The 12843-nt window shown below is 47.4% G+C and carries 12 protein-coding genes; 3 read left to right on the forward strand and 9 right to left on the reverse strand.

Annotation, left to right across the window (positions count from 1 at the left end; translation table 11 throughout):
* Positions 1 to 238: 238 nt before the first annotated feature.
* Both AC5YBZ_RS10840 and rssA read right to left on the reverse strand, forming a co-directional pair.
* Positions 239 to 937 (reverse strand): hypothetical protein, encoded by a 699-nt coding sequence (locus AC5YBZ_RS10840; protein WP_475514261.1) that lies wholly within the window; start codon positions 935 to 937, stop codon positions 239 to 241.
* 226 nt (positions 938 to 1163) lie between these two features.
* A complete protein-coding gene (gene rssA / locus AC5YBZ_RS10845; protein ID WP_494523678.1) occupies positions 1164 to 2114 on the reverse strand; it encodes a patatin-like phospholipase RssA in 951 nt (316 codons plus the stop codon).
* 204 nt (positions 2115 to 2318) lie between these two features.
* Here rssA and AC5YBZ_RS10850 point away from each other — a divergent pair, with 204 nt between their 5' ends.
* The 3 genes from AC5YBZ_RS10850 to AC5YBZ_RS10860 all read left to right on the forward strand — a co-directional run bounded on the left by AC5YBZ_RS10850 (position 2319) and on the right by AC5YBZ_RS10860 (position 4867).
* A complete protein-coding gene (locus tag AC5YBZ_RS10850; RefSeq protein WP_494523679.1) occupies positions 2319 to 3662 on the forward strand; it encodes a DEAD/DEAH box helicase in 1344 nt (447 codons plus the stop codon).
* Positions 3663 to 3839: 177 nt separating this feature from the next.
* Complete coding sequence (locus tag AC5YBZ_RS10855; RefSeq protein ID WP_110456136.1) at positions 3840 to 4280, forward strand: DUF3010 family protein; 441 nt, start codon at positions 3840 to 3842, stop codon at positions 4278 to 4280.
* A gap of 80 nt (positions 4281 to 4360) precedes the next feature.
* Positions 4361 to 4867 carry a M48 metallopeptidase family protein gene (locus tag AC5YBZ_RS10860; RefSeq protein ID WP_475514264.1) on the forward strand — a complete coding sequence of 169 codons (507 nt, stop codon included), beginning with the start codon at positions 4361 to 4363 and terminating at the stop codon, positions 4865 to 4867.
* 69 nt (positions 4868 to 4936) lie between these two features.
* Here AC5YBZ_RS10860 and AC5YBZ_RS10865 read toward each other — a convergent pair whose 3' ends face one another.
* The 7 genes from AC5YBZ_RS10865 to AC5YBZ_RS10895 form a co-directional block, all read right to left on the reverse strand.
* Positions 4937 to 6190, reverse strand: coding sequence for a peptidoglycan DD-metalloendopeptidase family protein (locus AC5YBZ_RS10865; RefSeq protein ID WP_494543718.1), 1254 nt, complete (start codon positions 6188 to 6190; stop codon positions 4937 to 4939).
* Positions 6191 to 6450: 260 nt separating this feature from the next.
* Positions 6451 to 9507 (reverse strand): AAA family ATPase, encoded by a 3057-nt coding sequence (locus tag AC5YBZ_RS10870; RefSeq protein ID WP_494542900.1) that lies wholly within the window; start codon positions 9505 to 9507, stop codon positions 6451 to 6453.
* Positions 9504 to 10649, reverse strand: coding sequence for an exonuclease SbcCD subunit D (locus AC5YBZ_RS10875; RefSeq protein ID WP_494542901.1), 1146 nt, complete (start codon positions 10647 to 10649; stop codon positions 9504 to 9506). Before AC5YBZ_RS10875 ends, AC5YBZ_RS10870 begins: the two co-directional genes overlap by 4 nt.
* Before the next feature lie 167 nt (positions 10650 to 10816).
* On the reverse strand, positions 10817 to 11092 hold the full coding sequence (locus AC5YBZ_RS10880) for a hypothetical protein (RefSeq protein WP_494523682.1): 276 nt from the start codon (positions 11090 to 11092) through the stop codon (positions 10817 to 10819).
* A gap of 79 nt (positions 11093 to 11171) precedes the next feature.
* Complete coding sequence (locus tag AC5YBZ_RS10885; RefSeq protein ID WP_494521439.1) at positions 11172 to 11951, reverse strand: TSUP family transporter; 780 nt, start codon at positions 11949 to 11951, stop codon at positions 11172 to 11174.
* A 209-nt stretch (positions 11952 to 12160) separates the two neighbouring features.
* Entirely contained in the window at positions 12161 to 12547 is a 387-nt protein-coding gene (locus tag AC5YBZ_RS10890; protein WP_494521438.1) for a ribonuclease E inhibitor RraB, read from the reverse strand.
* Between the two features lie 25 nt (positions 12548 to 12572).
* Positions 12573 to 12806, reverse strand: coding sequence for an RNA-binding S4 domain-containing protein (locus AC5YBZ_RS10895; protein WP_494521437.1), 234 nt, complete (start codon positions 12804 to 12806; stop codon positions 12573 to 12575).
* Positions 12807 to 12843 lie beyond the last annotated feature (37 nt).

Below are 12843 nucleotides of genomic sequence, written 5' to 3' on the forward strand. Positions count from 1 at the left end.
CGTTTAAAATGACACCATATATAGTGCCAAGAAAACATTAAGACACAATATGTAGCGCATTAAGCTACAAAGTCACTTGAAGTACCTTGATCCAGATCATGATTTTACCGATGGTATTTTGCGACAAAAGATTACTGCAAACTAGGCCACTTATCTTAAAAAGTGGCCTTGACCAAGCATCGAAACAAGGCTAGATAATGTAAAAAGTCGGGACAAACTGTGGATAAGTGTAGGTAAGTTACGTAAGCCGCTTAGATAACGCCAAATAACTGCTTAATTGGCCGCTCGATTGTTGTGAATTTCCCATCGAGGCAGCTAATTGCATGGTCGATTTTAATCCTTGCCACTGCTCTTTTTCCATGGCAGGCATATTGGTATCGGCATTGATCAACACAGTTAACTGCGCCGATACTCGAGCGGCGGTTTGGCTGTATAATGCGCCATCAATACCGTCCATGTTATTCAGCACGGTTTTAGCGTCATCGAGCATTTTATGCTGCGCCTTATCAGGCTCCGATTGCGTTAACCCTGCTTGCTTACTGTCAATAAAGTCCAGCAGTGATTGCGACGCCTCATTGGGCTCTGGGATCTCAAACCCTGCAGAGCTTAAGCGATTTAGCTGGTTATCTGACAAGATACCATCTTGATGTAACCGCTGAATAAGCTTAGGGATATCATTGATACTAAACTCGCCAGCACTAAAAAAGTCGCCCGCCATCGCCTCAATTTTTTGTGCTCGCTGCGCCCGAGGCGATAACGACACTTCTTCTTGAGGGATAGTCGCCCCGTTTGCCTGTACTGGGCCTGTTCGCTCGCCTAAGCTCACCCTGTCAGCTGGAGCATTAGCGCCTTGAGTTTGATGATTAACCGCACCACTATAGGCGTCGGCAACCTGTTGATGACTTGAAGTTGTTGGAAGATGACTAATTGAATTCATTGTCAAAATATCGACGACAGCTAAACGAATACTCTGTTAAAGCAAAAACTAGGCCGTTTTTTAACAAAATACCGCAAGAGATCCGATGATAGCTAATAAATACCTTAGGTCTTACCTGATTAAATATCATCGAATCACTATCAAGTCCGCATAGCGTCTATTGACACGCTAGGCAACCAAATTTAATCGCCTTAACTGATAAGCAAGTAATAGCCGTTTAAATTGATTATTTATGCGGAAACTCTTCCAGCATAGTGGTGATAACATGAGCCACCTGCTTCACCGCTTGCTCTCCGGCGGCTATCGCTTCATTAGCCCGATGAAATTCCATGGTGCCGATGTCAGCCACATTTGGGGTGATCAGCAGTTCGGGAGGATCGCCCATTAACCGTACCCGTTTATGGCGCTGCTCTAAAATATCCATCGATTGTGACATCACAGCCAACATCCCTGGTTGATTGCGATTACCCAGAGAAAACTTATCGGTTAATCCCGACACATATTCTCGGCCTCGCGCCAGCAGATCCATAAAGCCGACATCTTGTCCTTGAGCCTTTGCCTCCTCTGCGGTTGGCACCGACGCTTGCGCGCTAGACGACAACGACACGGGCAGTTGCTCTATGCGCGTCTTACGATGGCCATAAAGATCGACCGCAATCACTAAATCGACGCCCATCGCCCGACTCACAGATATCGGCACAGGATTAACCACTGCACCATCAACCAACCAACGATCGCCAATGCGAGCCGGAGGCAAGATGCCCGGCATTGAACACGAGGCGCGCACCGCATGGCGTAAATTGCCGCGTTGAAACCAGATCTCCTGCCCGCTATACAAGTCAGTTGCCACGGCGGCAAAGGGACGCTTCATCTGTTCAATGTCGAGCACGCCAATATGCTGCTGCATCACATCAAATACCTTTTCACCGCCAATTAAGCCACCTTTACGCCAGCTTAAATCCATTAAGCCAAGGACATCCCAACTGGAAAAACCACTCACCCATTGTTGCAGTTCGTTCAGGTGATCTTGGGCATAGGCAGCACCGACGATTGAACCAATAGAGCAGCCCGCGACTTTGTCTGGTTTGATCCCCATTTTGGCTAATTCATTAAGCACCCCAATATGCGCCCAGCCCTTGGCTGCGCCGCTGCCTAACGCGATACCGATTGTCGCCATCTATTATCTCCCTTACTCATTGCTGCCTAGTATCAATTAGAGGCATACCCCTTATCTGCCATCCATCATAGGCTAAAGCATGGCGCGCGAAAATGGCTTATTTAACGGGATTACGATATCCGTCGTCCACAAGCACTAATCCTAATGGCTGAAAGCCCCAAGTCGATGTATAATGCGCTCTTATTGATATTTTGGAGCACACCTTTGCAATTTTCAGATTTTTCACTCGATAAACGCCTACTAACCAGCCTAGAACATATGGGCATCGACAAGCCGACCGAGATCCAAGAGCAATCGATACCTGTAGGCCTATCGGGAAAGGATCTAATGGCATCGTCTAAAACCGGCTCGGGTAAGACCTTGGCGTTTTTACTGCCCGCTATGCAGCGTATTATCTCGACCAAAGCATTGAGTAAACGCGATCCTCGCGTACTCGTTTTATTGCCAACTCGAGAGCTGGCAACGCAAGTGTACAGCCAGTTACGACTATTGGTTGCCAATACGCAATATAAGGCGCTTAAAATTCTCGGTGGCGAAAATTTTAATGACCAAGCGAAAGCCCTCGCCAGAGATCCCCATATTGTGGTGGCGACACCAGGCCGCTTAGCCGATCACCTTAAGCAGCGTCATCTGCACCTCAACGGGCTTGAGTTACTTATCCTTGACGAAGCCGACCGAATGCTCGACTTAGGCTTTGCCGAGCAGCTGCGCGCCATTAACCAAGCGGCTGATCATAAACGTCGTCAAACGTTGATGTTCTCTGCGACGCTAGATCATGGTGAAATTAACGAGATAGCGGCTGAACTGCTAAAAGAGCCCGTGCATGTGTCGATTGGGGCTTCAAACGTTGAAAACCAAGATATTACCCAAAAAGTCTATCTGTGCGATAACTTAGGCCACAAAGAAAAGCTGTTACTGACGCTCCTGAAGCAAGAACAACATAAGCAGGTGATCATCTTTACTGCCACCCGCAGTGATACCGACCGTCTAGCCACAAAACTCGCCGATGAAGGCTTTACCACCGCCTCACTGAGCGGCGAGCTAAAGCAGTCGGCACGTAATCAGATAATGGATCAATTCAGCCGCGGTCAACAACAGATCTTGGTCACCACTGATGTGGCTTCACGCGGCTTAGACTTACTCAACGTCTCTTTGGTGATTAACTTCGATATGCCCAAGTTAGCCGAAGAGTATATTCACCGCATTGGCCGTACCGCCCGTGCTGGTGCTAAAGGTGATGCTATATCACTTGTGGGCCCAAAAGATTGGGACAATTTCAAACAAGTGCAGCTATTTTTACGCCGCACATTTGAACTAAGCGAAATAGCAGGGTTAAAACCCAAATTTAGCGGCCTCAAAGCAAAACCTAAAGGTAAGCCGGCCACCGCTAAAAAAGCGGCGCAAAACAAGGCTAGACCCGCTAAGGCAAAATCCACAGCCAAGACCAAAGATAACCGCGATAAACGCTTTATCACAGGTGTCGATATTGGCGATGCGCCTATGCTGCGCAAACCTAAGTCTACCTTGCAAGACACCCCTGAAGAATAACCACACTTTGTAAAATGAGCGGCCAACCAGCCGCTCAACGCTTTGGGATCCCTTGCATAACGGCTAGGATTTACAGCAAAAGATGATTTTTATGGCGTAATTTGTTTTAGCAACTGCTGCTCATTATGCCAATTAAGGTTACAATAACCCCATTACAGTTTTATTATTAGGTTTATCATGAGAGTTTGTGGCGTTGAGTTAAAAGGTGGCGAAGCCATCATCAGTTTATTAAGTTATGAAGGTGAAACCTTTAACGTGCCAGAATGCCGTTCTCGTTCATTAACGGTATCAAATTCGGCTAAAACAGAATCGATTAAAGAGTTTCATTTTGCCTTTTGTAAATTGATGGAAGACTACAAAGTCGATGAAGTGGTTTTAATCGAGCGTGAGCAAAAAGGTAAGCTTGCTGGCAGTGCCACCAGTTTTAAGATGGAAGCGGCAATCCAGTTGTGCGGCCTACCTGTACACTTGATCTCACCTGTGACCATCAAAGAGCAACTCAAGCGCAACCCGCCTATGGTGGATTTTGATGGGCTCGACCTTAAGCGTTTCCAAAAGAATGCCTTTGAAGTAGCTTACGCTTATCATAACCAACGTATCTTTGCCAAACCTGAATAATTGCCGCCATCGCGCAAGCTTTATTCACCAAAGCACGCCGGGCACCCTAGCCCGGCCGATATGAGTTCGGCTAAGATCACATGACCCATCTTCATTACCTACAAGGTTACCGCCCCGAGATAATTACTCAGGTCGAGGCACTTATTGCACAAAATCGACTCAAGAACGTCCTGCAACAGCGTTATCCCGACATTCACGATATCCGCAGCGACAAAGCCCTGTACGATTACACTATCGCGCTTAAAAACCGTTATCTCAAAAAGTCGCAACCACTTAATAAGGTGCTCTACGATGACAAGATCACCTTAAAAAAGCAGGCCTTGGGTTTACACAGTTACATCGCTAAAAATCATGGTGGCAAAACCAAGACCAAAAATGAGATCCGCATCTCCTCTAAGTTGCGTTATATCCCCGAACCCTTGCTACGCATGGTGGTGGTACATGAATTGGCGCATTTAAAGGAGAAAGATCATAATAAAGCGTTTTATCAACTCTGCTGCCATATGGAAAATGATTACCACCAACTAGAGTTTGATTTACGTTTGTGGCTCACCATGCTTGAACTAGAGTCCAACGTAACGACATAAAAAAGCCGCTATATTAGCGGCTTTTTTATAACGAGATGTTGGGTGAAACAACTACCACGCTTGGGAACACTAGCTTTGTCCCATGATCATTTTGCGCACCTTCACTAACTGCGCAAACTCCTTCATCTGTTTATTGGACAATTTACTCGCCATGGGAATATTCGCTTTCATCGGATCGACTGGGCGACCATTAACGTGAAACTCATAATGCAGGTGTGGACCGGTTATTCGCCCCGTTTTACCCGATAACGCAATCACTTGACCCCGGGATACTCGCTGGCCTTTATGCACTAAGGCTTTGGAAAGGTGCAGATAACGGGTGCGATATTTGTTGCCATGCTCAATCACCACATACTTACCTGCATAACGATGATCTGTCACTAACGACACGATACCATCACCTGGGGCCACAATTTTGGTGCCCACTGGCGTGGCAAAATCGGTACCATTATGCGGTGCAGTGCGCCCCGTGACAGGATGGTGACGGTGACGGTTAAAACGAGAGCTAATACGGTAATTTTTGTCTAATGGTATACGTTGAAATGCTCTGGCTAAGCTGCGGCCTTGTTCATCATAAAAGTTACCATCACTGTTTTGATAAGCATTAATACTGCTGCGGCCACGCTGAATGTTTACCCCTAAAATGTCACGATTTCCCGTGACTTCGCCGTCAATATACTGTTCGCTCATTAATACTGAAAAGGTATCACCGGCACGCAAGTCACGGGCAAAGTTGAGCTTTTCTTTGAGTAGTGATTCGATACGTTGAATGTCAGCAGCGTTAAGCCCAACGCGCTGCGCCGATAGGTAAAAGGAGCCTTGGATATCCCCCGTCAGTGAGCGATTTTGCCAAATGCCCTCAATATTGATCTCTTCAACATTAAAGCCGCCTTCCTCGTAGCGGCTAAAAACCACTTGACGAGCGGCATTAAAATACAGCTCTAGTTGCGTTAATTGGCCACTGTCATCGAGCCAAAATCGAATAATATTGCCCGGTTTTAATGTGTCTAAGGCCAAAATATTGAGATCGGCTTCGAGCACCTTATACATGGTTTGTTGATCGACATTAGCATCTAAAAACAGGCCGCTTAAGGTATCGCCGCTGACGATGGTTTTGACGTAATCAGGACGAGCAACAACCGTCTCAGTTAGCATCTGCTCTGCTGGCTGCACGAATGATTCAATATCAAGCGCGACAGGGATCCGCTGCGGTAGCATCTGTTGCTGACTCGGCCATAACAGTGCTATGCCGACTAACCCACCCGTGATCATTAACAGTTGCTTATGGGGTGACGGTAGCGCCACCAAACGGGTTAGAGACATAGTGACCAAAGAAAATTTATTTGTTCGCAACCTAGCCTCTACTTTTTATTATGGTGGTTATCAATTAAACGGTCTTATCCCATGAGCAGGAAAGCCGAGGGCAAGTTATATCAAAATTTTCGCCAGATACAAATAGGTCGAGAGCACAAATTAAGCTAATAAAACGCCACATTATCGACTCAAACCGATAAATGTGGCATTTTACTTATAAAAAACGTGCCATTACAGCACGTTTATCTTCAGCAATCATAAAATTAAGATTAAGGTAAAATAACCTTAATGGTACTGCCCGTCGCCGTTTTAATGATATCGAGGCGGCTGCCAATCTGCTCTTTCATCTCACTCACATGGGAGATCACCCCCACCATACGCCCTGCCGATTGCAGATCCATTAATGTTCTTATGGCCAGTTCGAGTGAATCTTGGTCCAAACTGCCAAAACCTTCATCAATAAATAGGGTATCGAGTTTAATGCCGCCCGCATAGGCTTGCACCACATCCGATAATCCCAGTGCCATCGATAGCGCCGCCATAAAGCTTTCTCCGCCACTTAAGGTCGCCACCGAGCGCACTTTCGCGGTGTAGGCATCTTCCACCTCAAGTTCGAGCCCTGAGGCTTTGTTGCCTTTAGCCCTATCCTCTTTACGAAGTAAGCGATAACGCCCCTTACTCATCATTTGTAATCGATGACTGGCTTCAAGTAACACATCATCGAGTAGCACACTGAGCACGAAACGCTGCAAGCTTATCTTATTACCCGTATTGCCATTGGCGACATCGGACAATGTCCCGACTACCGCATACTGGGCTTCAAGCTTTTTCGATTGCATGTCTAGGCTGTTGAGCTGCTCTGCAGTTTGCTCCAGTTGTCGCATACGGCCGCTCAGTTGTTGCCACTGATTAAGCACATTTTGCTGCGCTATTTCAAGCTGTGTCTTACTGGCTGTTATCGCTGCGATATCGGGTCGTGTGCTGTCAGCAAGTTTGGTTTCTAATTGCGCAATATTAGCTTGATTAGTAATACAGCGCTGCTCATATTGCTTGATCTCCTGCTCTAAAACCGCCATGTTCTCGTCTGGTTGCATGGCAAGATTAAATGCGGATAAGGAGTCAAACTTAGAGGCTTGCAACTGTCGTTCAAACTCATTGACGGCAAGCAGATGTTGCTGCTGTGCTCTTGCTAATGTTTCATTCGCTGATTGCAGTTGCGCCGCAGCGCTGGCTACTCGCTGCTCGGCTTGAGTATGTTGCCCACGCAAAGATGAAATCTGCAGCTTCAACTGCGCTGCAGTTTGCTCCAGCTTATTGATCTCTTGCTCTAGTGCCGCTAAGTTGGTCAGCTCTTGCGGTATCGCGGCCTGTAACTGCTTAAGCTGGCCTGCGCTTTCATTAAACTGTTTTTCAAGTTGGCGATATTGTTCGCGCTCTTGCTCAAGCTGTAGATTAAGCCGCTGCTCTTGCTGCTGCACCGATGTAAGGCGGCTGTCAATATCAACCAGTTGTTGCTGCGCTTTCGTCGCCGCTGCAAATTGTTGTTCAAGCTGCCCCTGCGTGGTTTCAAGACCAGCTTGAGTGAGGCTGTCGATACCCGGTAGCTGCTCCGCTAACTCACGGTTTCTTTGCTCAACATCCTTTAATTTTTCTATTAGCTGACGGTAGTCTGAGCGTGCATTGGTCAACTCAGCTAATGCACTCTGCTCATTAGCTTGCGCCGCTTCGCGCTCCTCATCTGTAGGCACGACCTGCTCACTTTGTGCGGGCTGTGGATGCTCAAGACTGCCGCATACCGGACACGCTTCGCCGACTGATAACTTTGCCGCGAGGATGGCCGCCTGGCCCTGATGCCAGCGTAACGTCAACGTTTGACTATAAACTTGGCACTGTTGATGCTGCTCTTTTAATTGCGCGCCACGCTCTTTTGCATTAACTAAGCGAGCATTGATTTGTTCCACCTCAGCGCTGCCGCGCTGCCACTGAGCATAAAATTGCAGATGATGTTTATTATCACTTATCTGTTGCTGCAAGGTGAGTAACTGCTGACTATGGGCTTTTAACTGTGGCACTTGGGCCTGGGCAGCAAGCTTTTCATCATTTAACTGCGCCAGTTGTGCTTTTGTTTGCTTACCTTGCTGCTCCGCATGAGTCATCTGCTGCTGGCTGTCACTCACATGGGCCTTCAGTTGCTCAAGCTGTTTAAGTTGCGGTAATAACGTGCGGCGCTGCTCGGCAGTGGTTAATGTCTGTTGCTGCTGAGTTTCTAGTGCGGGGAGCGTCTCTATTGCTGCAAGGCTTTGATTGAGCAAAGCCTCACTTTGCTGCAGATGCGCCTGCGACTTTAATTGCTGCTCGGTAGCGTCGGTTAACTCCTGTTTGCGAGATTCAACCGCCTGATAAACGGGTTGCAGCAACTTGGCATTGCGCGCGGCGAGTAACTGCTGTTGCTGCTGGTCGATCTGTGCTTGTTGCTCATCAAGCTGCCTAGCGAATAGCTTAAGCTGTGCTAGCGCGGAAAACTCATCGGTTAACTGCTTAGCCTGCTCCAGTTGCTGACTCACCAGTTGAACTTGTTTATCTACCTTAGCCTTTTTTTCAGTCGCGCTGGCAAGCTCAGGAGCCAACGCTTTAAGCTCATCATTGAGCGCCGCATCGCTTTCAAGGTCAGCGCCTTGCAAAACTCCGTCGCGGCGATTGCGCATCGCCTCAACCTCTTTTTTAATGCCTAAGGCTTGCTGCTTGAGTTTGTCTTCAATCTTGCGATAAATATGAGTTTGAAACAGTTGGCTGAAGATTTTTTCGCGCGCCTTAGAATCGGCCATCAGCAGCTCGCGAAACTTACCTTGTGGCAATACCATCACTTGACGAAACTGATCCACATCGAGTCCGGTTAATTGCTCTATCTGCGCAGTTGCTTCCGACACCTTAGCTGCCACCAACAGCACCTCAGTGCCATCGCGTTCAATACAGGTAAGCTGAGCTTCAGGTTTTTGTACCGTATAGCCATCGCCACTTTTTTTGGCTCTAGGTTGCTCTGGTACGCGGCGAATATGGTATTGCCGCTCACCGAGTTCAAAGGTAAAGCTCACCTCTGTGAGGCGCTCGTCATCGGCCATATCGCAGCGCATCTGCGATCCTTCGCGCTCATCACCGGTGGTTTTACCATAAAGCGCAAAACAGATGGCGTCTAAGATGGTGGTTTTACCCGCACCAGTAGGGCCATTGATTAAAAATAAGGGGTTTTTACCCAGCAATTTAAAATCAATCACTTGCTCAGTAGCAAAAGGGCCAAATGCCGTCATGGTCAAACTTAACGGTCTCATTGGCAGTCCTCCGCTTTATGCAAGCTGTCGAGAAGCTCGGCCATTAATTGCTGCTGCTCTTCGGTCATCGGCTCGCCGGCCACTTGACTAAAGAAATCGGTAAACATGGCTAACTCACCCTTTTTGATATGGTCGCTGCGAATAGCAAGCTGCTCGCTTTGGGCCATCAGCCCTGTCCGCTCAAGATGCAGCACATTGGGATACACCGTCCGTAGTTTGCCCATCGCATCTAAAATGGCGCTTTTATCGGATAAACGCACCATCAAATAATCGTCTCGCTGGGGATCGTTAACACCATCGGCTAATAACTGCGCCAGTTCACCTTCGATAATACGTACATCTCGACGCGGTGTGAGTGGCAACAGCTCAATATTGACCTCGCCGACCTCATCGAGTTCTACCAAGGTGACCGATTTATGTTGATGCTGTTCGCTGAAGGAATACTTCAAAATGGAGCCCGAATAACGGATATGAGGTTGGCCCTTGTATTGTGGGCCATGCAGATGCCCCAGTGCGGTATAGCTAAAATCATTAAACAGCTGTGGGGCAATTTTATCGGCGCCGCCAATACTCAAGGGACGCTCTGAATCTGACTCACTGCCGCCATCTAAGAAGCAGTGGCTAATCACTACTTTTGGCAACCCTTGACTGTCATGCTCTGTAACCTGCTCAAGCAGTGTTGCCATCGCCTCTTCATGGCTAGACACATCACAATCGAGCACATGACGCACCGTTGCTGGCTCGACATAGGGCAGCGGATAAAAGAGGGCATCACCACTTGCACTGGCAAGTTTAATCGGCCGTACTGTGTCACTGAGCGGCCCAATAATATGTAAACCACTGCTCAGCATCTGCCGCGAAGCAAAGGCTAACCGCTCATGCCCATCATGGTTGCCGGCAATTAAAATGACCGGAATGCCTAGCTCATTGACCACCTGATTAAGCACATCATCGAGCAGCGCCACAGCGTTGGCGGGCGGCACGGAGCGATCGTAAATATCACCCGCCACCACGATGGCATCGACTTGGTGCGCCTTGGCTAATTCGATGATTTGCGCTAACACATGGCGCTGATCGTCGAGCAAACTTTGATTATGTAGCTGACGACCGATATGCCAGTCCGAGGTGTGGATAAATTTCATCAGTTCTCGTTTAAAAATGAGGAGGATACGAACGTATCTAATGCTTGTTATAGTAAGAAATGCAGCAACAGATGGCAACGACCTTACATCAAGTTTATCTCTGTAAGCGCCACCCTAAGGCGTCAATTGGGGACTAAATCAATCTCATCGATAATGAGATTTTTACGCTATAACACTCCGCTACGTTTTAACCCGCGCCGGACGTTTTTACACAGTTTACCGAAACGGGAGATGTCACCAAGCTGCGGCATATCACCATTGGCAATGGCGGTTTCCCAATAAGATAATTCACTATCAACCAACTCGAGTAATTTTTTAGGGCAACCGATACAACTCCCTTCTGGGCCGCAGACAAAATGAGCCGGCTCAGTTAAAGGAAGCTCCTGCTTAACTTGTTCGATAAGCTGCAACATCGCCGTTACTCGATCGGGTTTTGATGCCATACAGTGCCTACTTTTATCTTATCTATCTGATGCAATGATTAATGTATTAATCAGTCATGTACTGCGATACAAATAAATTCTAAAACCATGCCGTGAGATCGTACTGATCCGACAATAATTTTACGCTCATCGCGATCGACATGGTCACCACTAACGGCTTAATAATTTTACTGCCTTTACTCATCACCATCCGCGAACCAAGCGTGGCCCCCAGAGCTTGACCAACAAGCATACATGCACCGAGTAACCATACTACTTTGCCGCCGAGCGCAAAGAAAATCAGCGAGGCGATATTGGTTGAGAAGTTAAGTACCTTAGCGTGGGCAGTCGCTTTTGCCAGCCCAAATCCTGCTAATGACACAAAGGCAAGTGCAAAGAAGCTACCAGTCCCCGGCCCAAAAAAACCATCGTAAAAGCCGACACCTAGGGCCGCAGTAAAGCCAAACACCGTGGGGGTGAGCAATTGTTGTTTGTCCTCTTCGCTTATCTTCTTCGAAAAGAGGAAATAGCCGCCAATGGTTAACATTAAAAATGGCAATACCAACTGCAATACTGAGGCATCGATTAACTGCACGGCAACAGTGCCCAACGCCGAACCGATAAACGCACAACTAATAGACAGCTTCATTTGCGTTAAATTAACCATGCCTTTACGGATAAAATACAGGCTGGCAAAAAAACTACCACCACACGCCTGCAACTTATTGGTCGCTAACGCCGCAGTTGGAGGCAGCCCGGCCCACATCAGCGCTGGAATAGTCAATAGTCCGCCGCCACCGGCGATTGCATCGATAAAGCCAGCCACAATAGCGACGGCAAATAGAATAGCGATGAGCTCATAAGTTAATTCGAAAGACATAGTGACTGCTTTATAAATCAATAGAGTAGAATTGCGGCTATTAAACTTGGTTTGCATTGACAAGGCAAAGAAGTTTTATCTTTTTTAGCATTGTTTTATGTAACCCAGCCTAAAATCAGTGCTAGTAAGACCCAGCTAAAAACAACCTGTCTCAGTAAAATAGGCAATAAAAAAGCCACTGTATACAGTGGCTTTAATCGTCGGTAGCATTAATGCTGACAGTCATCACTGCATTGGTGTTCATCATCAGCAAATTCATCATCGCCTTCCTGATGCTGCATGACGCCCCAGCCATCAGTGGCACCACCGAACTCGGCGGCAAAGGTATTGAGTTCGAGCTCTTGGCTAACAATCGCATCGTACTCAGGCACCATATTCATGCACACGATAAGCTCCCACTTACCGAGTTCATCGTTGAGGTGTAATTCCATTTCGCCCTCGAGTTCAGATTGAGCTAACTCTTCTGCGGCTGACTCAGCATCACGCTGATCTTCAAACACAAGGAAAAAATCAACATCAAGCGCCTTGCTCAAATCGATACCGGATTCCGCCATTGCGGCCAGCATTTTGCCATTATCATCATCTGGAAATTGCATTATTAACTCCACTTACTTAAGGACGTTATTCGCCTGCGACAATCATTACGCTTTCGCCATTAAAGCTCACCACTTGCCCGGGTGAAACCTTCTTGCGCTTGCGAGTTTCCACTTCGCCATCGACAGTCACCATGCCTTCGCTTATGACGAATTTAGCTTCGCCACCACCGCCGGTCATCGACTGTACTTTTAATACTTTATAGAGCTCTATAAACTCTTCGCCTGGCAATAATGCTAGGGTTTGTGATACTGTGGTCACACTGTATACCTTTTTGAAAAAAATCGGCGCGATTATA

The organism is Shewanella sp. 553 (genome assembly GCF_059338375.1).